Annotated in this window: 28 protein-coding genes and 15 tRNA genes; 36 read left to right on the forward strand and 7 right to left on the reverse strand. The window is 34.2% G+C overall.

Annotated elements, in window-relative coordinates; all coding sequences use genetic code 11:
• Positions 1–41: 41 nt before the first annotated feature.
• The 6 genes from pcrA to gatB all read left to right on the forward strand — a co-directional run bounded on the left by pcrA (position 42) and on the right by gatB (position 7,942).
• Entirely contained in the window at positions 42–2,279 is a 2,238-nt protein-coding gene (gene pcrA, locus LKE46_RS00465; RefSeq protein ID WP_291717420.1) for a DNA helicase PcrA, read from the forward strand.
• Between the two features lie 34 nt (positions 2,280–2,313).
• A complete protein-coding gene (gene ligA, locus LKE46_RS00470; RefSeq protein ID WP_291717422.1) occupies positions 2,314–4,314 on the forward strand; it encodes an NAD-dependent DNA ligase LigA in 2,001 nt (666 codons plus the stop codon).
• Between the two features lie 25 nt (positions 4,315–4,339).
• Positions 4,340–4,609 (forward strand): hypothetical protein, encoded by a 270-nt coding sequence (locus tag LKE46_RS00475; protein ID WP_291717424.1) that lies wholly within the window; start codon positions 4,340–4,342, stop codon positions 4,607–4,609.
• Positions 4,610–4,691: 82 nt separating this feature from the next.
• Entirely contained in the window at positions 4,692–4,979 is a 288-nt protein-coding gene (gene gatC, locus LKE46_RS00480) for an Asp-tRNA(Asn)/Glu-tRNA(Gln) amidotransferase subunit GatC (RefSeq protein ID WP_291717426.1), read from the forward strand.
• A gap of 36 nt (positions 4,980–5,015) precedes the next feature.
• A complete protein-coding gene (gene gatA / locus LKE46_RS00485) occupies positions 5,016–6,497 on the forward strand; it encodes an Asp-tRNA(Asn)/Glu-tRNA(Gln) amidotransferase subunit GatA (protein WP_434735203.1) in 1,482 nt (493 codons plus the stop codon).
• Positions 6,498–6,511: 14 nt separating this feature from the next.
• Positions 6,512–7,942: an Asp-tRNA(Asn)/Glu-tRNA(Gln) amidotransferase subunit GatB gene (gene gatB, locus LKE46_RS00490; RefSeq protein ID WP_291717428.1), complete on the forward strand. Its 1,431-nt coding sequence runs from the start codon at positions 6,512–6,514 to the stop codon at positions 7,940–7,942.
• Positions 7,943–7,980: 38 nt separating this feature from the next.
• Here gatB and LKE46_RS00495 read toward each other — a convergent pair whose 3' ends face one another.
• Entirely contained in the window at positions 7,981–8,190 is a 210-nt protein-coding gene (locus tag LKE46_RS00495) for a hypothetical protein (RefSeq protein ID WP_291717430.1), read from the reverse strand.
• Positions 8,191–8,335: 145 nt separating this feature from the next.
• Between LKE46_RS00495 and LKE46_RS00500 the strand changes: the two genes are divergently transcribed.
• Positions 8,336–9,913 carry a peptide ABC transporter substrate-binding protein gene (locus LKE46_RS00500; RefSeq protein ID WP_291717432.1) on the forward strand — a complete coding sequence of 526 codons (1,578 nt, stop codon included), beginning with the start codon at positions 8,336–8,338 and terminating at the stop codon, positions 9,911–9,913.
• Between the two features lie 14 nt (positions 9,914–9,927).
• On the opposite strand, the gene LKE46_RS00505 is transcribed toward LKE46_RS00500, so the two are convergent.
• Positions 9,928–11,325, reverse strand: coding sequence for a hypothetical protein (locus LKE46_RS00505; protein ID WP_291717434.1), 1,398 nt, complete (start codon positions 11,323–11,325; stop codon positions 9,928–9,930).
• A 94-nt stretch (positions 11,326–11,419) separates the two neighbouring features.
• Between LKE46_RS00505 and LKE46_RS00510 the strand changes: the two genes are divergently transcribed.
• The 19 genes from LKE46_RS00510 to LKE46_RS00600 all read left to right on the forward strand — a co-directional run bounded on the left by LKE46_RS00510 (position 11,420) and on the right by LKE46_RS00600 (position 15,728).
• Positions 11,420–12,421, forward strand: a complete 1,002-nt coding sequence (locus tag LKE46_RS00510) for an AIR synthase family protein (protein ID WP_291717436.1) — start codon at positions 11,420–11,422, stop codon at positions 12,419–12,421.
• 15 nt (positions 12,422–12,436) lie between these two features.
• Positions 12,437–13,183 carry a ribonuclease PH gene (gene rph / locus LKE46_RS00515; protein WP_291717437.1) on the forward strand — a complete coding sequence of 249 codons (747 nt, stop codon included), beginning with the start codon at positions 12,437–12,439 and terminating at the stop codon, positions 13,181–13,183.
• Positions 13,183–13,785: an XTP/dITP diphosphatase gene (locus tag LKE46_RS00520; protein ID WP_291717440.1), complete on the forward strand. Its 603-nt coding sequence runs from the start codon at positions 13,183–13,185 to the stop codon at positions 13,783–13,785. Before rph ends, LKE46_RS00520 begins: the two co-directional genes overlap by 1 nt.
• A 2-nt stretch (positions 13,786–13,787) precedes the next feature.
• Positions 13,788–14,258, forward strand: coding sequence for a metallophosphoesterase (locus tag LKE46_RS00525; protein WP_291717442.1), 471 nt, complete (start codon positions 13,788–13,790; stop codon positions 14,256–14,258).
• Positions 14,259–14,380: 122 nt separating this feature from the next.
• Positions 14,381–14,456: transfer RNA gene (locus LKE46_RS00530), tRNA-Pro, on the forward strand.
• A gap of 24 nt (positions 14,457–14,480) precedes the next feature.
• Positions 14,481–14,554 (forward strand) — tRNA-Gly (locus LKE46_RS00535).
• Between the two features lie 7 nt (positions 14,555–14,561).
• Positions 14,562–14,638: transfer RNA gene (locus tag LKE46_RS00540), tRNA-Arg, on the forward strand.
• A 5-nt stretch (positions 14,639–14,643) separates the two neighbouring features.
• A tRNA-Lys gene (locus LKE46_RS00545) sits at positions 14,644–14,719 on the forward strand.
• An 8-nt stretch (positions 14,720–14,727) separates the two neighbouring features.
• Positions 14,728–14,803: transfer RNA gene (locus tag LKE46_RS00550), tRNA-His, on the forward strand.
• A 6-nt stretch (positions 14,804–14,809) separates the two neighbouring features.
• A tRNA-Gln gene (locus LKE46_RS00555) sits at positions 14,810–14,884 on the forward strand.
• Positions 14,885–14,888: 4 nt separating this feature from the next.
• Positions 14,889–14,964 (forward strand) — tRNA-Lys (locus LKE46_RS00560).
• A 27-nt stretch (positions 14,965–14,991) separates the two neighbouring features.
• Positions 14,992–15,076, forward strand: a tRNA-Leu gene (locus tag LKE46_RS00565).
• Between the two features lie 30 nt (positions 15,077–15,106).
• Positions 15,107–15,181: transfer RNA gene (locus LKE46_RS00570), tRNA-Gly, on the forward strand.
• Positions 15,182–15,185: 4 nt separating this feature from the next.
• A tRNA-Gly gene (locus tag LKE46_RS00575) sits at positions 15,186–15,259 on the forward strand.
• A 6-nt stretch (positions 15,260–15,265) separates the two neighbouring features.
• Positions 15,266–15,342: transfer RNA gene (locus tag LKE46_RS00580), tRNA-Arg, on the forward strand.
• A gap of 4 nt (positions 15,343–15,346) precedes the next feature.
• Positions 15,347–15,422, forward strand: a tRNA-Lys gene (locus tag LKE46_RS00585).
• A gap of 17 nt (positions 15,423–15,439) precedes the next feature.
• Positions 15,440–15,515: transfer RNA gene (locus LKE46_RS00590), tRNA-Pro, on the forward strand.
• Between the two features lie 27 nt (positions 15,516–15,542).
• A tRNA-Gly gene (locus LKE46_RS00595) sits at positions 15,543–15,616 on the forward strand.
• A gap of 35 nt (positions 15,617–15,651) precedes the next feature.
• Positions 15,652–15,728, forward strand: a tRNA-Arg gene (locus tag LKE46_RS00600).
• Between the two features lie 131 nt (positions 15,729–15,859).
• Here LKE46_RS00600 and LKE46_RS00605 read toward each other — a convergent pair.
• Positions 15,860–16,567 (reverse strand): hypothetical protein, encoded by a 708-nt coding sequence (locus LKE46_RS00605; RefSeq protein ID WP_291717445.1) that lies wholly within the window; start codon positions 16,565–16,567, stop codon positions 15,860–15,862.
• A gap of 115 nt (positions 16,568–16,682) precedes the next feature.
• Here LKE46_RS00605 and LKE46_RS00610 point away from each other — a divergent pair, with 115 nt between their 5' ends.
• Positions 16,683–16,964, forward strand: a complete 282-nt coding sequence (locus LKE46_RS00610) for a hypothetical protein (RefSeq protein ID WP_291717446.1) — start codon at positions 16,683–16,685, stop codon at positions 16,962–16,964.
• Positions 16,965–17,347: 383 nt separating this feature from the next.
• On the opposite strand, the gene LKE46_RS00615 is transcribed toward LKE46_RS00610, so the two are convergent.
• On the reverse strand, positions 17,348–17,530 hold the full coding sequence (locus LKE46_RS00615; protein WP_291717448.1) for an alpha/beta-type small acid-soluble spore protein: 183 nt from the start codon (positions 17,528–17,530) through the stop codon (positions 17,348–17,350).
• A 569-nt stretch (positions 17,531–18,099) separates the two neighbouring features.
• On the opposite strand from LKE46_RS00615, the gene LKE46_RS00620 reads away from it, so the two are divergent.
• A complete protein-coding gene (locus LKE46_RS00620; RefSeq protein ID WP_291717450.1) occupies positions 18,100–18,447 on the forward strand; it encodes a four-helix bundle copper-binding protein in 348 nt (115 codons plus the stop codon).
• A gap of 595 nt (positions 18,448–19,042) precedes the next feature.
• Positions 19,043–19,405 (forward strand): TSUP family transporter, encoded by a 363-nt coding sequence (locus tag LKE46_RS00625; RefSeq protein ID WP_291717452.1) that lies wholly within the window; start codon positions 19,043–19,045, stop codon positions 19,403–19,405.
• Between the two features lie 204 nt (positions 19,406–19,609).
• Here LKE46_RS00625 and LKE46_RS00630 read toward each other — a convergent pair whose 3' ends face one another.
• Both LKE46_RS00630 and LKE46_RS00635 read right to left on the reverse strand, forming a co-directional pair.
• Positions 19,610–19,951 (reverse strand): hypothetical protein, encoded by a 342-nt coding sequence (locus tag LKE46_RS00630; RefSeq protein ID WP_291717454.1) that lies wholly within the window; start codon positions 19,949–19,951, stop codon positions 19,610–19,612.
• 3 nt (positions 19,952–19,954) lie between these two features.
• A complete protein-coding gene (locus LKE46_RS00635) occupies positions 19,955–20,170 on the reverse strand; it encodes a helix-turn-helix transcriptional regulator (RefSeq protein ID WP_291717456.1) in 216 nt (71 codons plus the stop codon).
• A gap of 311 nt (positions 20,171–20,481) precedes the next feature.
• Between LKE46_RS00635 and LKE46_RS00640 the strand changes: the two genes are divergently transcribed.
• The 3 genes from LKE46_RS00640 (at position 20,482) to LKE46_RS00650 (ending at position 21,982) form a co-directional block, all read left to right on the forward strand.
• Positions 20,482–20,685 (forward strand): hypothetical protein, encoded by a 204-nt coding sequence (locus LKE46_RS00640; RefSeq protein WP_291717458.1) that lies wholly within the window; start codon positions 20,482–20,484, stop codon positions 20,683–20,685.
• Between the two features lie 257 nt (positions 20,686–20,942).
• Complete coding sequence (locus LKE46_RS00645; protein WP_291717460.1) at positions 20,943–21,479, forward strand: superoxide dismutase family protein; 537 nt, start codon at positions 20,943–20,945, stop codon at positions 21,477–21,479.
• A 332-nt stretch (positions 21,480–21,811) separates the two neighbouring features.
• Entirely contained in the window at positions 21,812–21,982 is a 171-nt protein-coding gene (locus tag LKE46_RS00650; protein ID WP_291717462.1) for a DUF6440 family protein, read from the forward strand.
• A 273-nt stretch (positions 21,983–22,255) separates the two neighbouring features.
• Here the strand turns inward: LKE46_RS00650 and LKE46_RS00655 are convergent, their stop codons facing one another.
• Positions 22,256–22,450: an alpha/beta-type small acid-soluble spore protein gene (locus LKE46_RS00655; protein WP_291717465.1), complete on the reverse strand. Its 195-nt coding sequence runs from the start codon at positions 22,448–22,450 to the stop codon at positions 22,256–22,258.
• A gap of 318 nt (positions 22,451–22,768) precedes the next feature.
• Here LKE46_RS00655 and pyrB point away from each other — a divergent pair, with 318 nt between their 5' ends.
• From pyrB to LKE46_RS00675, 4 genes are read left to right on the forward strand one after another with little or no spacing between them, the layout of a single operon-like run.
• A complete protein-coding gene (pyrB, locus tag LKE46_RS00660; protein ID WP_291717467.1) occupies positions 22,769–23,692 on the forward strand; it encodes an aspartate carbamoyltransferase in 924 nt (307 codons plus the stop codon).
• A gap of 14 nt (positions 23,693–23,706) precedes the next feature.
• A complete protein-coding gene (locus LKE46_RS00665) occupies positions 23,707–24,138 on the forward strand; it encodes an aspartate carbamoyltransferase regulatory subunit (protein WP_291717469.1) in 432 nt (143 codons plus the stop codon).
• Between the two features lie 29 nt (positions 24,139–24,167).
• Positions 24,168–25,046: an orotidine-5'-phosphate decarboxylase gene (pyrF, locus tag LKE46_RS00670; RefSeq protein WP_291717471.1), complete on the forward strand. Its 879-nt coding sequence runs from the start codon at positions 24,168–24,170 to the stop codon at positions 25,044–25,046.
• A complete protein-coding gene (locus tag LKE46_RS00675; protein ID WP_291717473.1) occupies positions 25,047–25,805 on the forward strand; it encodes a dihydroorotate dehydrogenase electron transfer subunit in 759 nt (252 codons plus the stop codon).
• Positions 25,806–25,813: the final 8 nt, after the last annotated feature.

The raw sequence follows: 25,813 nt of genomic DNA on the forward strand, positions 1-25,813 counted from the left end.
AAATAATCATCAACAGGACAAAAAACCAGGGAGAGGATTCAATGGATTTAAAAAACCTTTTAAATAAAGAACAGTATGATGCAGTAAATACAATAGACGGACCGCTTCTCATACTGGCAGGAGCAGGATCAGGAAAGACAAGGGTACTTACTTATAGAATAGCACACATGATTAAGGATCTGGACATATATCCTTCCAAGATATTGGCAATAACTTTTACAAATAAAGCTTCAAGTGAAATGAAGGAAAGGGTAAGACAACTTGTTGGAGATGAAGTAGACAATATGTGGATATCGACTTTTCATTCAAGCTGTGTAAGGATACTCAGAAGGGAAATAGATAAGCTGGGTTATAATAAAAACTTTGCCATATATGACAGCTATGATCAAAAAGTACTTATAAAACAGTGTATGGAAGAACTGAATGTAGATGAAAAACAGATAACAGCCAGAGAAATAATAAACAAAATAAGCGAACAGAAGGATAATCTCATATCTCCCGTCAAATATAAGAAACAAAATGAGAACAACTTCAGATTGAACAAGGTTGCAGATGCATATATTCTCTATCAGAAAAGATTGAAAAACAACAATGCGCTTGATTTTGATGATCTGATATACAAAACTGTTGAACTTTTCAGGGAGCATAGAGATGTGCTTGAATTCTACCAGAGAAAATTCAAATATATAATGGTAGATGAATATCAGGATACAAACAGATCACAATATGAGTTTGTAAAACTTCTTGTAAGTCTGCATAAAAACATATGTGTAGTCGGTGATGACGACCAGTGCATTTATGAGTGGAGAGGAGCAGATATAAAGAATATACTTGACTTTGAAAAAGATTATCCTGATGCGAAAGTCATAAAGCTTGAGCAAAATTACCGTTCCAAGGGAAACATACTGAAGGCTGCCAATGATGTTATAAAAAATAACTGTGAGAGAAAGAAGAAGATACTTAGAACCAGCAACGACAATGGTGACAAGATAAAGTTGTATAGAGCATATTCCGACATTAATGAGGCAGATTATGTAGCCAGTCAGATAAAAAAATTGTGCAGAGAGGAAAATAGAAAGTACAGGGATTTTGCAGTGCTGTACAGGACGAATGCCCAATCCAGGATATTTGAAGATATATTTATGAGAAACAACATACCTTATAGAATAATCGGGGGCCTGAAATTTTATGATAGAAAGGAAATAAAGGACATAATGTCCTATTTGAAATTCATAAACAATCCGCTTGATGATATAAGCCTGAGGAGAATAATAAATGAACCCAAGAGGAATATAGGAAATACAACTGTGGACAAAATACAGGAATTTGCATCTTCAATGGACGAATGCATGTACAGTGTGCTTCTTGATGTGGAAGAAGTCATAAACTTGCCCAAAAGAAGCATTTCCTCCATAAAAAAATTTGTAAGCCTTATAAATAGTTTTATAAAGAGCAGAGATAGAATATCGGTTTCCAGTTTGTTGAGGGAAATACTTGAAACTACTGGATATCTGGATAAACTCAAGGTTTCAAAGGACCCTGATTCAATAAGCAGGCTGGAGAACTTGAAGGAGCTTGTATCTGCTGCCGTAGAATTTGAAACTTCGTCAGAGGATAAATCCCTGTCTGCATTTTTGGAAAAAGTAACCCTTGTATCTGATGTAGACAATTTTGATGAGAATTCAGATACTGTTGTTATAATGACAGTTCACAGTGCAAAGGGGCTTGAATTTCCAGTAGTGTTTATGGTAGGTATGGAAAATGGAATATTTCCCGGGAACCAGTCCATTGATAATCCTGGTGAAATGGAAGAATCAAGAAGACTGTGCTATGTTGGAATAACAAGAGCCAAGGAAAAGCTGTACATGACTTCATCCCAGAGCAGAAGAGTGTTTGGAAGAATGGCATGTTATAGTGAATCCGATTTTATATCTGAAATATCCGGCAGCTTGAAGGAATATGATAATATTAAAGCTGCACCGGAAAAGCTGAACAAGAAAATTATTTCAAACAATATAAATAAATGGGCATCCAAAATTTCTACGGAAATATCAGTAGATAGTGAAAAAATACGGCCTCCAAAAGTTGAAAGAGAAAAATTTAATGGATTAAGGGCAGAAGACATAAAAGCAGGTATAAAAGTAAGACACAATAAGTTCGGAATAGGAACTATAGTGAGCGTAAACAAAAGCGGTGAGGATATAAAATTAACTATTGCTTTCGACAAGAGGGGAATAAAGAATCTCATGTATGGAATTGCGCAGCTTGAGGCTGTATAGATGTCAAATGATAATTAGTATGGGGTGGTAACTTGTGAGTGGGGTCGATGACAAATCCAGAAAAATAAGTGAACTGATAGACGAATTAAACAGATATTCTTATGAGTACTATGTACTTGACAATCCAACTGTATCTGACAGCCAATATGACAAAAAATATGATGAACTTGAAGCACTGGAGAAGGAAACGGGTATAATATTTCCACATTCACCGACTCAGAGAGTAGGTGACAGGGTACTCTCCCAATTCCAGAAATACACACATAAAAGCAAACTCTGGAGCATGGACAAATCTCAGAGTATAGAGGGAATACATGAATGGCACAATAGAAATGCAAGGATTGTAAATGAATATAATTCAACACATGATGACAAGCTTCCAGAATTAAAATATATTTTGACCAAGAAATTTGATGGATTAACTATAAACTGTACTTATGATGGAAAAGGAGTACTTGTGAAGGCTGCTACAAGAGGCACTGGAACAGTTGGAGAAGATGTGACGGAACAGGTCAGGACGATAAACTCAGTTCCCCTTAAGATACAGAATGAAAATTTAATAGAAGTCCATGGAGAAGCCATTATGACCAAGAAGGCCTTTGAAGAATATAACAGTAAATCCGATGTACCTCTTAAAAATTTGAGAAATGGAGCTGCAGGTGCTCTTAGAAATCTGAATGTCAGGGAAACATCAAGGAGAAAGTTATCTGCTTTTTTCTATGATGTAGGATATAATGAAGGAAAAGCTTTTGAAAACTACATTGAAATGATGGATTTTATAAAAAAGATGGGATTCCCGGTGGACCCGTACATAAAAGAATGCAGTACGGTTGATGAAATAGAAGAACAGATTTCGTATATCGAGAGCATAAGAGATACACTTCAGTATGATATAGATGGAGTTGTTATTGTTGTAGATGACATTAGAACAAGAGATGTACTTGGTTATACAATTAAATTTCCAAGATGGTCCATAGCATATAAATTTGCAGCAGAGGAGGCAACTACAACACTTCTGGATGTAGAGTGGAATGTAGGACGAAGCGGCAGAGTTACTCCAACGGCAATACTTGAACCTGTGGAACTTGCAGGTGCTACCATAAAAAGGGCCACTTTGAACAATATGGATGATATAAATCGGAAGGGGATTAAAATAGGCTGCAAGGTATTTGTAAGGAGATCCAATGATGTAATACCTGAAATTATGGGTGTTGCGGGGGATGATCCGGAGAAAACTATGGAAATTCAGCCTCCAAAAGTTTGCCCATATTGTAAAAGTGAGATTGTCCAGGAGGGGGTTCATTATTTTTGTGAAAATACACTTTCATGCAAGCCACAGCTTGTAAAGAGTATTGTCCATTTTGGAGGCAGGGAAGCCATGGATATAGAAGGATTCAGTGAAAAAACAGCCTTTCAGTTGTTTGAGGAATTAAACATAAAATCCATACCGGACCTGTTCAGGTTGAATAAAGAAGAATTGATGAAACTGGATAAGTTTGGTGAGAAAAAATCACAGAATCTTATAGATTCAATAGAAAAGAGCAAAAATTGTGATCTGGCATCATTCATATATGCCCTTGGGATACCCAATGTAGGCAAGAAGACTGCTTCGGATCTTGCAAATACGTTCAAAAGTCTCCACGGTTTAATGAGTGCTGCTTATGAAGAGCTCATAAGTATTCAGGATATAGGAAATGTAGTTGCAAATACTATAGTGGAATTTTTCAAACAGAAGAATATAATAAAGAGTATAGAGGAATTATTAAAACTGGGAGTCAATCCATATTTTGAAGAAGCCAGAATTGAAGAAAGTATATTCAGTGGGAAAACCGTAGTAGTAACAGGGTCACTTGAAAATTATACGCGAACAACTATAAAACAAAAATTACAGGAACTTGGAGCTAAAGTATCGGAAAGTGTAAGCAGAAAGACAGATTATCTTCTTGCAGGAGAATCAGCAGGCTCAAAGTATGATAAGGCAGTTAAATTGAATATTCCAATAATAAGCGAAACTGAATTTGAAAAATTAATCTAACTTGTTTAATCGTTGGAGGATAAAAATGAAGAATACATTTAATTTGTTAGGATGGATAGGAGTTATTTTCACTACAATTGCATTGATATTGACACTTCTCACTACATATCAATTTGTCTATATAAAGTATTTTAATGGGTATTATACACTTCAGCTGTCCATAGCTGCAACTATGATAATATGGTCTTTAAATATGGTTATGTCAAGGGGTAACTTTAAAAATGTAGTATATCCTATAGCATGTATATTAATAGCATTTGCGACTATATTTTTTATGTACATGAAAGTTTATTGAATATATAATGGGGGCAATCCTTTGTGATTGTCTCATTTAATTTTATAGTGTTTTACCTATAATTAATTGAGGAGGTTTTGCAATGTCTGTTTCTATGGATGATATAAAATATGTATCTTCACTTGCAAGATTGGAATTCAGCGAAAGTGAGGGCAGAGAATTGAAAGAGTACCTGGACAGGATTTTAAAATATATATCCAGATTGGATGAACTTGATGCTGAAGATGAGGAGGAACTTGTTAATCCATACTACATGAAATGCAAATTCAGAGAAGATGTGCTGGAAGAATCATTGAAGATAGATGAGGTGATTGGGAATTCACCGAAGCATATTGAAAATTATATTGTTGTACCGAGAATTATGGAATAGACTTTGAAACATCGTACGTCATTTATAGGGAGTGGTATTTGCATGATGGAGTTTACTGCTGTTGAGTTGAGAAAAATGATATTGAACAAAGAGATAAAAGTTGAAGAAGTTGTAAGATCCTATCTTGATAGAATAGCTGAATTGGATGATAAGCTGGGGGCTTATTTGTATGTGGCGGAAGATGAATCGATAAAAAGAGCAAAAGAGCTGGACAGCAAGCTGGCATCTAATGCAGATATGGGAAAATTAGGAGGACTGTTTGGAATCCCGATAGCAGTCAAGGACAATATAAGCGTTTCCAAAATGCAGAATACCTGTGGGTCGAAAATGCTTGAGGGATATATATCGCCCTATGATGCCAGTGTTATAGAGAGAATAAAGAAAGAAGACGGTATAATACTTGGTAAGGTCAATATGGATGAATTTGCCATGGGGTCTTCAACAGAAAACAGCTGTTTCAAAGTAACCAGAAATCCCTGGGATTTTGAGAGAGTGCCTGGAGGTTCATCGGGAGGTTCTGCAGCTTCCATAGCATCATGTGAGAATCCCCTTTCACTTGGTACGGATACTGCAGGGTCTGTAAGACAACCATCATCATTTTGTGGAATAGTTGGACTTAAACCTACTTACGGAAGAATATCAAGATATGGTGCCGTTGCTTTTGGCTCAACTCTGGATCAGATAGGTCCAATGGCCAAAACTGTTGAAGATTGCGCCCTCCTTACACAGTATATAGCAGGTTATGACAAGAGGGATTTTACAACTGCAGATGTGGAGGTCCCGAATTATATTGATAGTTTGACTGATAATATAAGAGGGAAGAAAATAGGGATACCACTGGAGTATTTTGATCATACAATTGATACTGAAGTTAGGAAATGTCTTGAAAAAGCCATTGAAATTTTCATAGAAAATGGAGCAGATGTCAGATGCTGTTCGCTTCCGGCTTCCAGATATTCACTTGCAGCGTATTATGTGATAGGCTGTGCCGAAGCATCTTCAAATCTTGCAAGATTTGATGGAATAAGGTATGGTCATAGATCACAGGAGTGTAGGAATTCAGCAGATGTATATTTTAAATCCAGAAGTGAAGGGCTTGGTGAGGAAGTAAAAAAGAGAATAGTGCTTGGAACTTATGTACTGTCCAGAAACTATTGTGATTCATATTATAAAAAGGCACTTAAAATTAGAAATAAGATAAAGAAAGAATTTCAAAATGCAATGAAAGAATTTGATGCTATAATATGCCCTACAAGTCCTACAACAGCTTTTAAAATAGGTGAGAAAAAAGATGACTCTGTATCGATGTATATGTCTGATATCTATGTTGTCCCTGCGAATATAGCGGGAACCCCTTCAATTTCAATACCTTGTGGTATGGCAAACGGGCTTCCTGTAGGAATGCAGCTGATGGGCGGATATTTTAAAGAAGATGTATTGTTCAATCTGGCGTATAGTTTTGAACAGTCCACAGATTATCATAAATTGAGACCTGAAAATTCATGGATGAAATGCTAAAGGAGTGAACCTTTTTGGAATTTGAAATGATTGTAGGATTGGAAGTTCATGTTGAACTTTCTACAAATACAAAGATGTTTTGTGGATGCAGTACCAAGTTCGGAGAAATACCCAACAGTCATGTATGTCCTGTATGCCTTGGACTTCCCGGATCCCTGCCGAAGTTGAACGGAAAGGCAGTGGAGTATGCTGTAAAGGCAGGTATTGCGTTTAATTGTGACATAGCAGGAAACAGTAGAATGGACAGGAAAAATTACTTTTACCCTGACTGTCCTAAAAATTATCAGATAACCCAGAATCAATTTCCACTCTGCAGGAATGGATATATTGAAATAGAATTGGAGGATGGAGCAGCTAAAAAAATAAGACTTGACAGGATACATATTGAAGAAGATGCGGCAAAGCTCATTCACACTGGTAAAGGAACACTTGTGGATTATAACAGAGCCGGAATTCCACTTATTGAAATAGTTTCAAAGCCGGATATGAGAACATCCGGGGAAGCTGTATCATATCTTAAAAAATTGAAGGACACACTTCAATACATGGGTATTTCAGATTGCAGAATGGAGGAGGGATCCTTGAGATGCGATGCGAATGTATCTGCAAGATTGAGAAATAGTTGTGAATTGGGCACAAAAACGGAGATAAAAAATTTGAATTCCTTTAAAGCCCTAAAAAAAGCGATTGAATATGAGTATAAAAGTCATGTAAATACAATAAAAGAAGGGAAAAAAGTAAAACAGAAAACTAGAAAATGGGATGATCTAAAATTAGAAACTGTTGATATGAGAAATAAGGAAGAAGGAAATGACTATAGATATTTCCCGGAAGGGGATCTCTTACCTGTATGTATTTCAAATGATTATATAGAAAAAGTAAAGAGAAGCATACCCGAGCTGCCTTATGAAAAGGCGGGGAGATTTGAGAGAAAATATGGAATCGTGGGAACTGATGCTTTAAATATTGTTTTGGATATAAGCAAGGCCGGATTTTTTGAAGATACGGTTAAAATATGCGGCAGACCAAAAACTGCTTCCAATTGGATATTGGGATATATGACCGTACTCTTGAATAAAAATTCTATGGACTTTGATAGTATAAAAATTACTCCCGATAATATGGCGAAGTTTGTAAAATTGATTGAAGATGGTGTATTATCAAGCAATACAGGAAAGAGAGTAATGGAGGAGATGCTTGATACAGGAGGAGATCCGGATGAAATAGTTGAAAAAAGAGGATTGGCACAAAATAATGACAGAGGGGAAATCCTGAGAGTTGTGGAGCACGTCATAAATAAAAATCCTGGGTGCATTGAAGATTATAGGAATGGTAAGAAAAATGCTGTAAGATTTATTATAGGTTTAATTATGAAGGAAACAAGAGGAAGAGCAAATCCAACAATTGTAAATGAACTGGTATTGGAGAAACTCAGTAAGATTTGAATATGTATATAAAAATAAAAAGACACAGGGTGGTCTTTTTATTTTTTGACTTCATCCTTTGGAAAATCAATATCGGAAATGCGAATGTTTTCTGATATTCTATGTAAATGTTCTGCTATTTGTTCAAGTAAATAATTTTTATATTTTATTTGGGAAAGAGTTTGTTTTATGACTATAAATCCCCAGATGAGTATAAATACTATTGTACACATGGTTAATATCCCGAGAATTTCTATAGAAAGTATCATTTTACTATTCCTCCATGGTAAAAATTATAAACATATTATATCATAAAACGTTAATGCAAGTTAATTCGTTTATTTTTTTTATATATGTCAATAATTAAATATGTATAAATAAATTTTAAATGTCCATCAAGATAAGGAGAAAATTATGAGAAAGTTTATTTATTTAACTGCTGCTGCAATTCTAGCCAGTATTGCTATTATCCTTTTGAGCGGCGTATCTGTAGAAAAAAAGGCCAGACAGACAGACAGCAGTGATTATCAGAACTCAATTGTCTATAATATAAATGATTTTCCAAAGGATTTGATAATGCTGAGTTCCTATAATATACAGGAAAAAGATATACTTTCAAATTTATTTGATGGTCTTGTTTCCATTGATGAAAACGGCAATATAGTTCCTGACCTGGCAGAAAAATGGGATGTAAATCAGGATAAGACTCAATATACATTTACCATAAGAAGTAATGCAAAATGGAGTAATGGAGAAGATATAACTGCAGAAGATTTTGTAGACTTTTTTTCTCATATATTAAATAGGAATTTGAAGAATGTATATTCAGATCAATTGAACTGTATATTCGGAGTAGAAAAATATAGAGAAGATGATGGAAACTTCGAGGATGTTGCCATAAAAGCACTAAACAGAAAAACTCTCCAGATAAGGCTCAACTACTCTTCGGATTATTTTTTGAATGTGATGGCACAGCCTGTTTATTCTCTCAGAAAAATAGATGATGATCTGCTTAATTGGAAGAGGAAATATAAGGATATAGCCTATTCCGGAAGTTTCAAAATAGATAAGATATCAGATGAAGGGTATATAGAGATGAAGAAAAATAATAAATACTGGAATAAAAACAATGTTAGAAACAGCAGGATAGTCATAACTTCATTTTCCAGCAGTGAAAGTGCATTAGCAGCATTTCACAACAGCAAGATAAATGTATTTACAAACCCGCCAATTAGTGAGATACAAAATATTGAAAATGTTTCTGTGGTCCCGGCTTATGGAGGCAAAACACTTATCTTTAATATGAAAAAGCATGGCATTTTGGATAATATATACTTCAGAAGGGCAATTGCACTTTCAATTAGCAGAAAAAATATAATTCAAGATATATTGAAAAACAAAGTTGATGCGGCTGCTACTTATATACCGTACAGTGACAATATAAATTCTGTGGATCTCATGTCTCATAAGAAGGAGGCAGAAGAATTTATCAACAAGTCAAACTATGAGTATAATGGAGTACCCTTGAAAATTATATATATAAATACAGTAGAAAATAAAAAATTATGTGATTCCATAGCAAAAAATATTAAAGATACTTTTGATATAGACGTAAAATGTTATGGATATGACAGAGATGATTTTGATGCTGAGTTGAAAGGTAAAGACTATGATATAGCAGAAATAGGTTATAGGGGTAATTACTATTATCCATTGGAATTGCTGAACAATTTTGAATCATACTCCAAATTGAATTTCGGAGGGTATATCAGTACGCAATTTGATACAAAGATGCTTCAGGCAACTTTTGAGAAGGATGGAGCAAAGAGATTGACATATCTTAAGGAAGCGGAAAGTATACTTCTGAATGATAGTGCTTTGATACCTCTATATTATGATAGTACTATTATTTGTACTAAAAGCTATGTAAAAGGTGTTTATATAAATAAGCTGGGGAATGTAAAATTGGATAAGGCTTACTTGTCAAAATAAGCCTTATCCAATTTTTAGAAATTTCCCTTGAAAACATATAGTGTCAGGAAGAAAATAAACATATTCTTGTAAGAGTCAAAGGAAATCTTTGGAGATTTAAAGTGACCTTTTTTTCGACTGTAACTTGCATATTTTGCGAATACTGGAGCAAGTTCACATGTTTCGGGTAAAGGTACTGAAGGCATTCTGAAATTCTTTTCTTCTATTAAGTCCTCTGATTTTAAAGAAAAACTTCTATATCTTTCTGCGTTGTTCAGGTTTGGAGCTTCAGGCCAGCTGAGGATCAATCCTGAATCTATTATCTGATTTGTAAATATATCCATGGCTATTGAAGTACTTTCGTTTTTCCCTTTGTTTATATCGCTGTCTGTTAGGCAGCAGATCAGATACATTAGTATTTCAAGACAGGAAAATTTTACGTTCTTCTCTGAAGTATTTTTAAAAAATATGCCTTTGTCAGGATCATATAGATTCATCAGCTTTTTATAGATAAAGTCTGCATTTTCTTTGGCTTTTATTATGTTTAAATATTTGTATATAAGTATATAATTTATATAATTCAGGCAGTCGTTCTCCAGACTGTTTTTTCTATCTATGCTGCCGGTGTGTTCATCACCGTAAAATTTTTCAAACATCAATTCAGATATATCCAGTATCAGATTTTTAGATTTTTCATCTTTAGAATAACTATAAAATATGTTAAGGGCGAAACATAATTTTGTGAGCTCTGAAAAGGACTGATTATATAAGTTATCTTTTAACTCTACAAGCATGTTTAATATATCAAGAGAGAAGTTCCTGAATTGTTCTTTTTCACTTCCTTCGAGAAAAAGACTGCATTTGTAGTAGGCAGCCATTAGAAGAGACTGGGTTGAAAAATCAAATTTACTGGATTTGTCTGTGAATTTTGGTTGTTCATCATAGGAACTGTTTTCATGCTTTTTATCAACAAATACTCCCTGGCTCGTTCTAAAATACAAGGCGTAAAATTCAAGCTGCTTTTTGCATGTGTATATATAGAGTTTTCTTAAATTATATTTGTTTTTGTCTATATCCTTAAATAAACTGTAGTAATCACAAAGTTCAAGAAGGCAGAGGGTCATGAGGGCATTGCTGTCTATGTTTATCTCCTTTTTGAATTTTTCATCATTCCAGCATAATTTATTATTTATATTTATTAAATTTGGATTTGCCTTTCTATATATACACAGGAGTGGAGAAAGGTTTTTAAATGTGGTAATATCAAAATCAGGGATATTTTTTGATTTAAGATCTTTTGTCTGTATAGTAACACCACATTTTGAATACAGAACAATTTGTCTTAAAGACTCTTTTGACAGATAATACAGTTGAGATTTGATATTATCAGTACTTATTTTATTGATTTTTAAAAATGGACCTATATACTTCAAAACACTACACCTACCATAAATTAATCCTTATATTAATAATATGATATATAATATAAAATAGTGACTACTTGTTAGAAAAGAGAGGAAGATTTTTATGAAAGTTGGAAAATTGAGTTGGGATGATCTGAAAAATTTAATAGATAATAATAAAACTGTATTGAGAAGCGATGTTAGAATAAGAGGTGGTATAGGAGAAGATTGCAGCGTAATCAATTTTGGAGAAAAAGAATGTGTGGTATCTACAGATCCAATAACCGGTGCAGTGAAAAACAGCGGGAAATTAGCTGTACATATAAATTGTAATGATATAGCTTCCTGTGGAGTGGAGCCTGTTGGCATTCTTGTAACTATTCTTGCTCCTGAAGATTGTACTCTGGATGATATAAATGCCGTCATGAGGGAAATTGATATTGAAACGAGAAAATTGAATGTAGAAATACTTGGAGGTCATACGGAGGTAACCAGGGCTGTAAATAAAATTGTTGTATCATGTACCGTACTAGGAAAGGGAAGAAGTGGATCCGCGGTTTCAACATCTGGAGCAAGAGAAGGTGATGATATATTAGTAACTAAATATTTATGCCTGGAAGGTACAAGTATTATAGTAAGCGACTATGAAAAACAACTGAGTAGCTTGCTTTCAAAGGAAGAGATAGAGGAGGCAAAATCCTATATTGAATATATAAGTGTAGTTAAAGAAGGAATTATATCTGGAAAATTCGGGGTGAATTCAATGCATGATATAACTGAAGGTGGAATTCTTGGGGGCATATGGGAGGTAGCCAAGGCCAGTGGTACAGGTTTTAGAATATATATGGATAAAATGCCTATAAGTAAAATAACAAGAAAACTGTGCAGTGCTTACAATATAGATCCGCTTAGACTGATATCATCGGGAAGTATGCTTATAACTACTCATAGAGGGAGAGATCTTGTAGAGATTTTGAAAAACAGTGGAATCAAATCTTGTATTGTAGGTAAAATTACGAAAAAGAATGGTATACTAGTAAATGGGAAAAATGAAACTGAAGTAGAACCGCCTGAACGTGATGAATTATTTGTATTCAAGGAAAGATTTGATAAAAAGTATTATTGATTTTGGAGGTATAATATGCGAGTTGATGGTAGAAAAAATGACCAGATAAGGCCAATAAGGATAACAAGACACTATACTAAATACGCTGAAGGCTCAGTGCTTATAGAAACCGGTGATACAAGGGTCATATGTACTGCATCCATAGAGGACAGGGTCCCTCCGTTTTTAAAGGGAAAAAATGAGGGATGGATTACTAGTGAGTATAATATGCTTCCCAGGGCTACGCAGGCAAGAAAGATAAGGGATATATCGAGAGGAAAAATTGATGGAAGAACCATGGAAATACAGAGGTTGATAGGCAGGGCACTCAGATCGGTCGTAGATTTGAAGGCCATTGGTGAAAAGACCATATGGATTGACTGTGATGTAATACAGGCAGATGGAGGAACAAGGACGGCATCCATATCTGGCGCCTTTGTAGCTTTGGTTGATGCTGTAAATAAACTTCATAAGCACAGTCCATTTAAAATATATCCTATTAGAGATTTCGTAAGTGCTGTCAGTGTTGGAATAGTACATAAGGTAAAACTTCTGGATTTGTGTTATGTAGAAGATTCAAATGCCCAGGTGGATATGAACATTGTTATGACAGATACGGGGAAATTTGTAGAAATACAGGGAACAGGCGAGCAAAATCCGTTTTCGAGAGAAGATTTGGATGAGCTTCTTGCAATGGGACAAAAGGGAATAAAAAATATGATTCATGCCCAAAAAGACAGTCTGAAGATGGATTCCCTCTGGATAGGAACAGGTGGACAATAATGAAAAAATTGATAGTTGCAAGCAACAACAAGAATAAAATAAGAGAAATAAAGCAGATATTTTCACAGCATAATATCGATGTAATTTCTATGGAACAGGCAGGTATAGATATGGATGTTGTAGAGGACGGAAATACATTTATGGAAAATGCCTGCAAAAAGGCAAAACAGATACATGACATATCGGGAGGTATAGTACTTGCAGATGATTCTGGTATCATGGTAAAAGGATTAAATGGTGCACCGGGTATATACTCTGCCAGATTTTGTGGAGAACACGGTAATGACAAGAAGAACAATGAAAAATTATTAAAATTGCTGGAAGGAAAAAGTGAAGAAGACAGGAAGGCCAGGTTTGTTTGTGCCATAGCTATTATTTCTGAAAGCGGACAGACGTTGAAAGTAACTGGAGAAGTAGAGGGAATAATAGCTAATAAAGAATTAGGACAAAATAATTTTGGATATGACCCGTTATTTTATGTACCTGAATATAAAATGACATTTGCACAGATGTCTCCTGAATTAAAAAATTCAATAAGCCATAGAGCTAAGGCTCTGAAAGTTTTAGTGGGTAAAATTGATAAATTAATGGAGGAGGGTTGAGCTTGAGAATAGGTGTAATAAGTGATACACACAGGTATGCAGAAATTATAAAAAAGGCAATTAAGGTATTTGACAATCCCGACCTGGTAATACATTTAGGTGATAATGTACAGGATGTGAATATTATAGAAAAATTGTATAGGGGAAGAATAATCAATGTCAGTGGGAATTGTGATTTTTCAACGCACATTCCCAGTGAAAGGTTGGAGATAATAGAAAACAAAAAATTTTTTTTAACTCATGGACATAAATATGATGTTAAATATGATATATCACGATTGAAATATAGGGCTATGGAACTAAATGCAGATGTAGTTCTGTTTGGACATACTCATATATCTAAAATAGCGTATGATAATGGGATATGGTTTATAAATCCCGGAAGTCCGTATTTGTCTAGGGATGGGGTCAATAGTGTAGCTACAATAGATATTGAAGGTGGCATCATAAATGCCAGTATCAGGAAGGTTTGAATTAAAAAAGTCTAAAAAAACAAAAATAGCTATTGACGAATTCAATTATATCGTGTAGAATATTCTATGTTGTTGAGTGTTTGAAAAGCTTTCGTGGATATATACGAAAGATTTATTGATTTCGGGGTGTGGCGCAGATGGGAGCGCGCGTGGTTTGGGACCATGAGGTCGCAGGTTCAATCCCTGTCACCCCGACCACAAATCAATATGCACATATATCGTGCGGGTGTAACTCAGTGGTAGAGTGCTAGCCTTCCAAGCTAGTTATGAGGGTTCGATTCCCTTCACCCGCTCCAAAAGTATGCGTCTTTAGCTCAGTTGGATAGAGCAACGGCCTTCTAAGCCGTGGGCCGGGGGTTCGAATCCCTTAAGACGCACCATTTAGGCGCCATTAGCTCAGTTGGTAGAGCATCTGACTCTTAATCAGGTTGTCCGGGGTTCGAGCCCCCGATGGCGCACCAAAAATGTGGTGGACGTAGTTCAGTTGGTAGAGCGCCAGATTGTGGTTCTGGTTGTCGTGGGTTCGAGCCCCATCGTCCACCCCAAAAAGTTGGGGTGTAGCCAAGTGGTAAGGCAATGGACTTTGACTCCATCATTCGTAGGTTCAAATCCTGCCATCCCAGCCAAAATGGTTCACTAGCTCAGTTGGTAGAGCACATGACTTTTAATCATGTTGTCCGGGGTTCGATTCCCCGGTGAGCCACCAGTACTTTGTAAAAATGTAATTATATATGCAGGTGTGGCGGAATTGGCAGACGCACTAGACTTAGGATCTAGCGCTTTACGGCGTGGGGGTTCGACTCCCTTCACCTGCACCATTAACATTTGTAGATAATTTTTTAAGACGAGCGGGAGTGGCTCAGTGGTAGAGCGTCACCTTGCCAAGGTGAACGTCGCGAGTTCGAATCTCGTCTTCCGCTCCATTTTGCGGGTGTAACTCAGTGGTAGAGTGCTAGCCTTCCAAGCTAGTTATGAGGGTTCGATTCCCTTCACCCGCTCCAAAGTATGCGTCTTTAGCTCAGTTGGATAGAGCAACGGCCTTCTAAGCCGTGGGCCGGGGGTTCGAATCCCTTAAGACGCACCATTAAGCGCCATTAGCTCAGTTGGTAGAGCATCTGACTCTTAATCAGGTTGTCCGGGGTTCGAGCCCCCGATGGCGCACCAAATCAATTATATGTTTTCGGGGTGTGGCGCAGATGGGAGCGCGCGTGGTTTGGGACCATGAGGTCGCAGGTTCAATCCCTGTCACCCCGACCACAAATCAATATGCACATGTATACACATGCGGGTGTAACTCAGTGGTAGAGTGCTAGCCTTCCAAGCTAGTTATGAGGGTTCGATTCCCTTCACCCGCTCCATTTGTATTTACAGGATATTCAGAAATAGATTTAAGGCACCCATAGCTCAGTTGGATAGAGTGATGGACTTCGAATCCAGAGGCCGGGAGTTCGAGTCTCCCTGGGTGCACCATTAACCATTGATAACGCTGATAACACTAAGTTTCAGCAATTTAAAATTTGCTGATTTTTCTATTTTAACACATAAGAAAATAATGACCTGTAAATGAGAAGATTTTACATGGTAAACTTATACCAGATTAGTCATTTTGCTATTTTGAATAAAATTTTGTAATTATCACCAAACTTACAAATGCCACTACAATTATCATATAAATCTGAGAATAATATGTATTTTAATTTTATATGATTAAGATCTTTGAATGAAGGTCTTTTTAATTGGGCTAATAATTCTTTTTCACGTGAATCTGGTGCCACTAAGAAAAAATTGTATTGTTTGTCACCAAGAGAAGTTGCTAAGTCTAAAAGCCTTAAAATACCTGAATATATAGATGTACTTTTTTCTATTTCAAAAGCACAGTCTATTTCTTTGGTATTTTTATTTATCCAAATAACATCAATTAAAGAAACTGTTGTTAATACATCCCTCGGAATATCCAATTGTGGGAGATTTGACAACGTCATAAATTCTAGACTTTTTCCATCTAAAGATTTGCAATGGTCGTTTAAAGCTATAAAAACATTATATCCAAGACTTCTTCCGATTTCAGTTAATAATATTTGAATTTTAAGATGTTCATTTTCTTCTTTAAATTCAAATTTAACTTGATCATGACGTTTTTTAAGAGTCTTTTCTAGTTTGTTTTTATCAAATTTCAATGCGCTTTTCCAATTACCGCCTACAACTATTTTCCATATACCTACATCAAATAAAAAACCGGATAAGGCACCTAAATCTTTTGATAATATAGATTTGTACTTTTCATTTACATCAAGTATGACTTCTCTCATTTCTAAATAATGCCTCCATGATCCAAGTTTCTTTTTATCATTGAAAACAGTATTAAATCCATTTACCATTGCTGTATTAAATGGTGGTATGAAAGTAGGATGTAAGAAATAAAGAATGTTAGCTACAGCAGGAGCTAGTCCATTTATTTTATATTCATCAAGTTTGATAATTTCCTTTATTATTTTATCAGTATTCTTTGCAGATAAACAAGACTCCAGAAATTGTCCAAAGATAATCTTATTTCTTTCATTTTCATATATGTCAGGAATTCTTAATTTGGTTTTCCAGAAAAATGGATGGGCGGCTCCTTTAAAAACCTGTTTTTGTTCAGTTATGCAGGATAATACAAATTCTAATGGTGAACCTTTAAAATCATTTCCAAAGGTTCCTTTTTGATAGAATCTATAACATTTATGATCCCACGTCTTATTGATCTAAAAGCTTTCATTCTTGTTTCATTTTCGATAAACCATGTATTATATACTGATTCTGGATCAGATTTAAAATATTCAATTTGGTCTTTTAAGTTAACTGCCAATCTAATTTCCCCCATGAAAAATTTTATATAAAAATAGTGTAAACTTATATTTTTAATGTATCTAACCTAATTATACAACAAATAGCTGATTTCTATATACAATACAACAAAAAGTTGAAAAGCTGATGAGAGAAATGTCTAGGTAGGAAGAAGAAGTTATGAAATGTAAGTAAGTTCAATAAAAAACAAAATGTTAAAATCAGGAATCATACAAGGTCCAATCTTGTATGATTCAAAGAGACTATTTTAATTTTTTTTCATAGCTTTCAACCATCTTTTTAACCATCTGGCCTCCTATAGAGAAAACTTGTTGTTCGGGGTTATGGCTTTTATTGTATTTGGCTAATTCTTCTGCAGATTCAATTTTTAATTTTTCAAGGCCTTGTCGGGCTTCTGGTACTAATATTTTATTTTTCCTGGACAAAAAAATCATCTCCTTTTGATTATTTTGTGTATTTTAAATAATCATATACAAGAGTTTAAAAGGAAAGTTATCGGGTAAAAATAAATTCTTAGATTATAAAAAAAAGAAAAGCCAAGGGGTGAAATCCTTGGCACAATGTTATTTGGTATAGGAACTATGAAGGAAACTAAACACTGGGGATTCATCATCCCCAGCATAAAGTAAGTATCAATGTACTGGGAGACAAAATATTCTAACTCATATAAATTTCTTTCAAACTTCACATAAACTCTAACATTCTAACAACTCAAGTACATTGATATCCTTATATGAATAGCATGTGCAGAATTTAATTTATTATACAAAATTTTAAAAAATAATTATTCAAATGCTTGATAAAGTTCAAATTGAGATAATTATGGATAGTTACTTGAAGAACAATATTGAAAAGAGGAACAGATAGAAGATATAGAGAGAACTTTGAAAAATATGGAAACTAACAATTTTTCAATAAGAATAAAAGAAGTATTTTTGTATATTCTATATTTTGTATGAATAATTAAAATTACTTACTAAGGAAGGTGTATTAAATGAATACAGCAACTATATCTATGAATAAATATCAGCAGTGCATTGATGAATGTAATAAATGTGCCCAGAAATGTTATGAATGTTTTAAAGCATGTTTAAATGAACCGGATGTCCAGAATAGGAAAAATTGTATAGGTACACTTATTGAATGTGCCCAAATGTGCCAGATGTCAGTATCGCTTATGTCTATGGATAGTTATTTAGTAAAGGATCATTGTACGATTTGTGCTAATATTTGTGATAAATGTGCACAAGAATGCAGAATGTTTAAAGAACAACATTGTCAAACATGTATGCAGGAATGTCAAAAGTGTGCAAATGAGTGCAGAAACATGGCTAACATGTAATTAATAAAAATTCTTGCTTTGAGGAATTATTTAAGCTTTAATTTTGATAAGCCTATGCCTCAGGGTTAAATTAAGCTGCCAATGTGGAAAATTGTAAATAAAATAAATTTTTATATACTGTGTATCAGCATCTGATGTAATGTTGGGTGCCATTAAATATTGTTCATAAAGTAAATGGTTAATTAATAAATTTGACATAATGCTGTAACAAATGATTTGTAAAATAATAAGCACATTAAGGAAACATCCTTAGAAAAACTTAAAAATAATAGTTCCCTCTATTATTATAAGCAAGTGCCTGTGGTTGCAGGGCACGATAAACTTAAGTGCAACCGCCATTGGGTTATAATTTTGATAGATTTCCTTAAATAAAGTGCACTTCTTTGTCAAGACAATTTTTTAGTGAATTTATATAGATTGTTTATCTGGAGGCTGCTTTTTCCTTCATGATTTCCAACAAGCTTTAGATGTTGCTGAATGATATGCTTGTACGCACTCCCTAGCTAGTTAGATAAATTTTTCTTTGAAAAATTGAATAACACGGTGTATTATCTAATTATTGTATTTAAATGATAATTAATTAGGGAGGAAATTTATGTTAGATGTGATGAGTTTTATCGTGGTAGGTATTGCCGCAGGTATTTTGAGTGGATTATTTGGAATTGGTGGTGGAATAATTATAATTCCGAGTTTAATGTTTTTTAAAGGATTTTCTCAACTACAAGCTCAAGGTACTTCTCTGGTTGCTATGCTTCCACCTGTAGGTATACTTGCATTTATTGAGTATTATAAAAAGGGAAATACTAATTTGGTTGGAGGCATAATTATTTGTATTGCAATGTTATTGAGCGCTAAATTCGGAGGGCAATTAGCAAATATGCTTCCTATGAATGTGATGAAAAAGGCTTTTGGAATATTTGTTATTTTAGTTGGAATAAAAACTTTTTTCGGCAAATGACTGATATAAATACTATTTACCAGAGTAGCGAAAAATAATTAATTTACTTATATATACCGTATTATTCAAAAGAATTCTACGGTGTTTTTTATATTTACAAAGAATCAAAGATGAAAGCTTCTGAAATTAAGGTTATTGCAATTATGAGTTTTTAAATACTGGGAATTAATTCCTGATTAATTCTTTTAATTTTGATTTTCCATTTTATTTTGAAAAAAGAGATATTAATAAAATTGCAATAAGTGCAGTAAATAGCATAATGAAAATAAAACTACGGGCGAAAGAAGAGTAAGAGATTACTTTACTTTTAATTTGATAAATTGTTGATATTAAACCTCCAATTATTACGACTAACAATAGATCCCAATTTGAGGCTATAAGTGTATTGCTTAAGTGTAATCCTCTTATGAATCCATCTATGAGAACTGCAAACAACATAAATCTGCCAGCGTAGGCATCTCCTTGATATACAATGTTTTTTGTTCTCTCATCTACAACATCATAAAAGAGGGTATTTTTACCCTGTTTGTTATTTCTTCTAAACATTTTTTATTCCTCCTCCAAATAGAATAGATATTCAAAGTTTTTTTTCAGACACTTTGAAAGAATTAGTGCTAATTTAGCTGTTGGACAGTATTGACCAGTTTCTATGGAACTTATTGTTTGCCGACTTACGCCAGCCATAGTTGCAAGTTGTTCTTGAGAAATGTTGAGTTCAGCACGTGCAACTTTTAAACGATTATTTAATTTTGTCTTATTGTCCAAAGGTAACACCTCCACTAATTAAATGGTATCATGAAGGAACATATTTATATTTAGAGGTTTGTTCAATGAGTAAATTGCCAGTAACTAGAAGACAATTTCTGTAGTAAAATAATCTCCATAGGTATAGATCAGTTAAGGGGTAGGAAAGATGGCAGTAAAGAAACATAATGGAAGCTTCCCTACATAAATCTAAATATTCTAAAAGCTCAAGTATATTGATATCCTTGTATAAATATGGTACTATAGGCTAAAATAAGAAATGTATTATTAAATTACATGAGTATTTACACGAAAAGGAGAATTCGTTTATTATGCAGGTTAAGATATTTAAAGAAGAAAAAATTAAAGAGCTGGAAAATGACATTAATAATTTTATTAAAGATAAGGCTGTTAACGACATAAAGTTATCAGTGCGAGAAAATTCAACGATAAAATATATTGCTATGGTCATTTATAAAGAACAAAATCAAAGCAAGCAAAATCAAAATAAACGGAATGTGACAAAGAATGCATAACAAAATTACTTTTAACAATGTTTTAACGTTTAATTCCCTATTTAGAAATAAATTACATATATAATAATATATGTCCTAAGGAAAATACTTAGAGGGAGAAGTAAGCATTTGATTAGCTATCAGATGTTTATTTTTTTATTCATAAAATATAAATCATTAAATTTTAAGTCTATCAAAAATCCGGTAGTGAAATAAGTTGTAACTATTTTAAAGGTTTTACATAACATAAATTGAATTGCTTAATTTTGGAGGATATTATGTATTTTTATGAATACCCATTTTTTAGTTATAATGTCTATGGATATAGAAACGATGATATGAATGTACCTGTCAAAAAAGCTGTGGCCTATATAGTGGGAGGTCCCTTGGCTCCTAATATAAGAGGTACTGCTGTCTTTACCCAGGTACCTGGGGGAACAGAGGTATCTGTGGAAGTTAACGGATTACCACCGTATAGACCTGCAATGGACGGAAATCCTCAAATTGGACCTCACGGATTCCACATACATCAGAATGGTACATGTGCTGTAGGTAATTCTGAGGAACCATTCAATGCTGCTGGAGCACATTGGAATCCAACTAATCAGCCTCATGGCAATCACGCAGGAGATTTTCCCGTTCTCTTTTCTAATAATGGTTATTCTAGAATGACTTTTTTTACAAATAAATTTAATGTTGCTCAGATTGTTGGAAAATCCCTGATTATACATGAGAGCCCGGATGATTATAGAACTCAACCTTCTGGAGCATCTGGCAGAAGGCTAGCTTGTGGTGTTATTAAAGCAGTAATGTGATATGTGCAGTTTATTTAACCTGTATTTAATATATTCTTAACAGTACAGGACTAAAATAAAAAGTGAAGTTTATCCAGATAAAGTTTATTTACAATAGTTCCCTATAATTAAGTAAGCATTTTGAGTCAATTGCTCGGATGCTTATTTTCGTTATCCGTTAAATAAAGTAGATAGAGACAGAAATCAAGTTAAAAAGAGCTCCCGGCAGGGCTCTTTTTTCATCATGTTAATCTTAAACCCAGATCTAAACGTCATCAATGATTTATTTATAATTAGTCCTTTGAAAATTGAAATGCTACGGTGTATTATATAATTAGAAAAGTGGTGATATTATGAAAGATAAACGTTTTGAAACTATATTTACACAGGGAGTAATGGAAAGTTATAGTATAATAGTTGATAGAGAAACTGGGGTAAATTATTTATATGTCAGCAACGGCAGTTCTGGTGGATTAACTGTATTGTTAGATTCAGAAGGAAAACCTGTTATAACAAAAAAATAAATTCATATTATCAAGTGATGTATCACCAGAAAAAAATTTTACAATATTAAGGAATTAAGTATTCAAATTATTCCTAAGCGATGAGGTCTGCCTTTTATTTTAATATTGTTCATATATTAAATGATTAATTAATAAATTTGGCACAATATTGTAACAAAAATTGTTTAACATTTTAAATAACATAATAGTTCCCTATAGCAAAATAGGCATTTGGACTAAATAATCCAGATGCCTATTTTGTATTTAGAAAAGAAACTATTATAATTAGTTAACTTATTTTAAACCCTGTTCATAGGCCTGAACCATTTTTTTGACCATGTTTCCGCCTATGGAACCGGCCTCTCTGGAAGTAAGGTCACCATTGTAACCCTGCTTGAGGTTTACTCCAACCTCTGCAGCAGATTCCATTTTGAACTGGTTCAATTTTTCTTTCGCTTGTGGTACAATTGGTTTGTTGCTGTAAGACATTTAAAACACTCCTTTTTATAATATTAATTACTACTTACAATTAAAGTTTGTACATTATGCAAAAAAATATGTTAGGTAATTGAAGGTTGGGTTGGAAGACTTTAATATGAGAATTTCAGTTAATTTTTTTATTGACTTTAGCATTGCTATATGCTATTCTTAGAACAATAAAATATTACCTTTAAATAGGTCCTGTGAGATTTAGAAGGTGTGATTTTAGTTATTTATGATAATGATAGTGTAATTATGCCTTCTTTTATGGAGGCATTTTTTATACCTTTAAATTTAGCACCGAGAGGCTAAAAAGGAGGATTGTCAATGTTAAAAGGAAGACATCTTATAGATATAAAAGATTTTACCAGGGAAGAATTAAAAGAAATTTTCGACCTGGCAGATGTAATAATTTCAAATCCACAGCATTTTTCACATATTTGCGAAAGGAAAATATTAGCTACATTATTCTATGAACCAAGCACAAGGACGAGACTTAGTTTTGAAACAGCAATGCTTAGACTTGGAGGCAAGGTAATAGGATTCTCGGAACCCAATTCAAGTTCTGTATCCAAAGGTGAAAGTCTAGCTGATACCATAAGGATAGTTGGTTGTTATGCGGATGTAATTGCCATGAGGCATCCAAAGGAAGGAGCTCCCAAGGTTGCTTCCATGTATTCAAAAATACCTATAATAAATGCAGGAGATGGAGGACACCAGCATCCGACGCAGACATTAACGGATCTCCTAACAATAAGATCCATAAAAGGGTCTTTATCAAATCTAAAAATAGGCTGCTGTGGTGATCTTAAATTTGGAAGAACTGTGCATTCATTTATAAAAGCCATGTCAATGTATGAGAATAATGAATTTTTTCTCATATCCCCGCAAGAATTAAAAATACCCAATTATATTAAAAGAGAAATGGATAGAAACAATATAAGATATATGGAGACAAAGAAGCTGGAGGAAGTTATAAATTCACTTGATATACTCTATATGACAAGAGTTCAAAAAGAGAGATTTTTCAATGAAGAGGAATATATGAGACTCAAGGACAGCTATGTACTTGACAAGGCCAAAATGGAGACTGCACCCAAAGAAATGATAGTTCTTCATCCGCTGCCCCGCGTCAATGAAATTTCGTATGAAGTTGACGATGATCCGAGGGCTTGTTACTTCAAGCAGGCCCAGTATGGAGTTTATGCGAGAGAATCGCTCATAATAAAGCTTTTGGGAATAAATATATAGTAGGGGGCAGCAATATGCTTAAAATTACGAGTATCAAAAATGGAATTGTAATAGATCATATAAAAGCCGGTTACGGTATAAAAATATTCAATTATCTGAAGCTGACAAATGTAGATTATTCGGTAGCGCTTATAATGAATGCCCAGAGTGCCAAACTGGGCAAAAAGGATATAATAAAAATAGAGAATAAACTTGAACTTGACTTCACGGTACTGGGTTTCATAGATCCCAATATAACAATAAATATTATAAAAGACGAAGTCATAGAAAAGAAAATAAAACTGAAATTACCTAAAAAAGTTGAAAATGTCATTAAATGCAGAAATCCAAGATGTATAACTTCAGTGGAAAAAAATATACCACAGGCCTTTTATCTTGCAGATGAAGAACTTGGGGAATATAGATGTATCTACTGTGATGAAACTTACACTGATTTTACAATTTAAAGGGATTAAAGAAAGGAATAATTTTATTTATGATAATAGATAGACTTTATGAAAGTGTGAAGCAAAAAGGACCTGTATGTGTAGGATTGGACACCTCGGTGGAGTATATGCCGGAAAATATTAAAGAGTCAAGTGAATCCATTGAAGATGCTATATTTGAGTATAATAGAAATATAATAGACAGTACCTTTGATATAGCTGCCTGCTATAAAGTACAGATTGCATATTACGAGGCGCTTGGAATAAGGGGATTTGAGGTATATTCAAAAACTCTCAAGTACATAAAAAGCAGAAAAGGACTGGTTATTGCTGATATCAAAAGAGGGGATATAGCGAAAACTGCAGAGATGTATGCAAAGGCACATTTTGAAGGAGATTTTGAAAGTGATATTGTAACTCTCAACCCTTATATGGGACTTGACACAATAGCTCCGTATATACCATATATACAGCAAAAGCATAAAGGAATATTTGTGCTTGTAAGAACTTCAAACGGTGGAGCAAAGGATATCCAGTACCTTGATACGCAACAAGGCGGAAAAGTCTACAGGGTAGTTGGAGAAAAGTTAAAAACACTGGGAGACAAATATTTGGGAAAATGCGGATATAGTTCCATAGGAGGGGTAATGGGATGTACTCATCTGGAAGAGGGAAGAGAAATCAGAAAACATCTTGACAATACATTCTTTTTGATACCGGGATATGGTGCACAGGGTGGAGCTGCAAAGGACGTAGCTGTATATTTAAAAGACGGTAATGGAGGAGTCGTGAATTCTTCAAGGGGTATTTTGATGGCATACAAAAAGTATACTGACGGGTGGAAAAAATATGGAGAATGTGCGAGAATGGAAGTATTAAAGATGAGAGACGGCATAAGTCATGCTGTTTCAGAAATGGAGAAGATTTAAGTGGAGGATAAATTAAATCATATTGTCTGCAGGGTGGAAAAAAATACTGAAATCAAGGGCAACGTATATGAAATTGAATTTAATGGAAGATTCTGCGGATCTCCAGGGCAATTCTATATGATGAGAGCATGGGACAGGGAACCATTACTTTCAAGACCTATAAGCATACATTATCTTGATAATGAAAGGATTGCTTTTTTATATCAGGTAGTTGGTCAGGGTACTAAAAAACTTAACCTGTTGAAGACAGGTGATGAAGTGAGGCTTACAGGACCTCTTGGAAATGGATTCAATATAGATAATATAAGTGGGAAAGTGTCTATAATAACTGGAGGGATAGGAATTGCGCCCATGCTGTATCTAGCCAGAGCTATAAAAAAGGCATCCATGAAAAGAAATATCAGACTTGATTTGTATGCAGGTTTTAAACAAGATACATATATATTAGACAGATTTGGAAAACTTGTAGATAACATCTACTATTCCCTGGAAACCGGGAACAATGGTACAAAGGGATATATAACGGATATTTTTCATGCTGGAGAATATGACCAGGTGCTGTGCTGCGGACCTGAACCAATGATGATGAAAGTCGTGAAAATGTGCAGAGAAGAGTCCGTACCTGTATATGTTTCTATGGAAAAGCATATGGCATGTGGTATAGGTGCATGTCTGGTCTGTACCTGCAAGACGAAATATGGCAACAAGAGAACCTGCTGTGACGGACCTGTTTTTTCAGGAGACGATCTAATTATATAATATATTGT

Source organism: Clostridium sp. (assembly GCF_022482905.1).
Lineage (GTDB): Bacteria > Bacillota > Clostridia > Clostridiales > Clostridiaceae > Clostridium_B.

What these genes read in the sequence shown, in the direction of transcription:
- pcrA (WP_291717420.1), top strand. Translation starts at nt 42, where the DNA reads ATGGATTTAAAAAACCTTTTAAATAAAGAACAGTATGATGCAGTAAAT.
- LKE46_RS00475 (WP_291717424.1), top strand. Translation starts at nt 4,340, where the DNA reads ATGAAGAATACATTTAATTTGTTAGGATGGATAGGAGTTATTTTCACT.
- gatC (WP_291717426.1), top strand. Translation starts at nt 4,692, where the DNA reads ATGTCTGTTTCTATGGATGATATAAAATATGTATCTTCACTTGCAAGA.
- LKE46_RS00495 (WP_291717430.1), bottom strand. Translation starts at nt 8,190, where the DNA reads ATGATACTTTCTATAGAAATTCTCGGGATATTAACCATGTGTACAATA.
- LKE46_RS00500 (WP_291717432.1), top strand. Translation starts at nt 8,336, where the DNA reads ATGAGAAAGTTTATTTATTTAACTGCTGCTGCAATTCTAGCCAGTATT.
- LKE46_RS00510 (WP_291717436.1), top strand. Translation starts at nt 11,420, where the DNA reads ATGAAAGTTGGAAAATTGAGTTGGGATGATCTGAAAAATTTAATAGAT.
- rph (WP_291717437.1), top strand. Translation starts at nt 12,437, where the DNA reads ATGCGAGTTGATGGTAGAAAAAATGACCAGATAAGGCCAATAAGGATA.
- LKE46_RS00520 (WP_291717440.1), top strand. Translation starts at nt 13,183, where the DNA reads ATGAAAAAATTGATAGTTGCAAGCAACAACAAGAATAAAATAAGAGAA.
- LKE46_RS00605 (WP_291717445.1), bottom strand. Translation starts at nt 16,567, where the DNA reads ATGAGAGAAGTCATACTTGATGTAAATGAAAAGTACAAATCTATATTA.
- LKE46_RS00610 (WP_291717446.1), top strand. Translation starts at nt 16,683, where the DNA reads ATGTTAGCTACAGCAGGAGCTAGTCCATTTATTTTATATTCATCAAGT.
- LKE46_RS00620 (WP_291717450.1), top strand. Translation starts at nt 18,100, where the DNA reads ATGAATACAGCAACTATATCTATGAATAAATATCAGCAGTGCATTGAT.
- LKE46_RS00625 (WP_291717452.1), top strand. Translation starts at nt 19,043, where the DNA reads ATGTTAGATGTGATGAGTTTTATCGTGGTAGGTATTGCCGCAGGTATT.
- LKE46_RS00630 (WP_291717454.1), bottom strand. Translation starts at nt 19,951, where the DNA reads ATGTTTAGAAGAAATAACAAACAGGGTAAAAATACCCTCTTTTATGAT.
- LKE46_RS00640 (WP_291717458.1), top strand. Translation starts at nt 20,482, where the DNA reads ATGCAGGTTAAGATATTTAAAGAAGAAAAAATTAAAGAGCTGGAAAAT.
- LKE46_RS00645 (WP_291717460.1), top strand. Translation starts at nt 20,943, where the DNA reads ATGTATTTTTATGAATACCCATTTTTTAGTTATAATGTCTATGGATAT.
- LKE46_RS00650 (WP_291717462.1), top strand. Translation starts at nt 21,812, where the DNA reads ATGAAAGATAAACGTTTTGAAACTATATTTACACAGGGAGTAATGGAA.
- LKE46_RS00655 (WP_291717465.1), bottom strand. Translation starts at nt 22,450, where the DNA reads ATGTCTTACAGCAACAAACCAATTGTACCACAAGCGAAAGAAAAATTG.
- pyrB (WP_291717467.1), top strand. Translation starts at nt 22,769, where the DNA reads ATGTTAAAAGGAAGACATCTTATAGATATAAAAGATTTTACCAGGGAA.
- LKE46_RS00665 (WP_291717469.1), top strand. Translation starts at nt 23,707, where the DNA reads ATGCTTAAAATTACGAGTATCAAAAATGGAATTGTAATAGATCATATA.
- pyrF (WP_291717471.1), top strand. Translation starts at nt 24,168, where the DNA reads ATGATAATAGATAGACTTTATGAAAGTGTGAAGCAAAAAGGACCTGTA.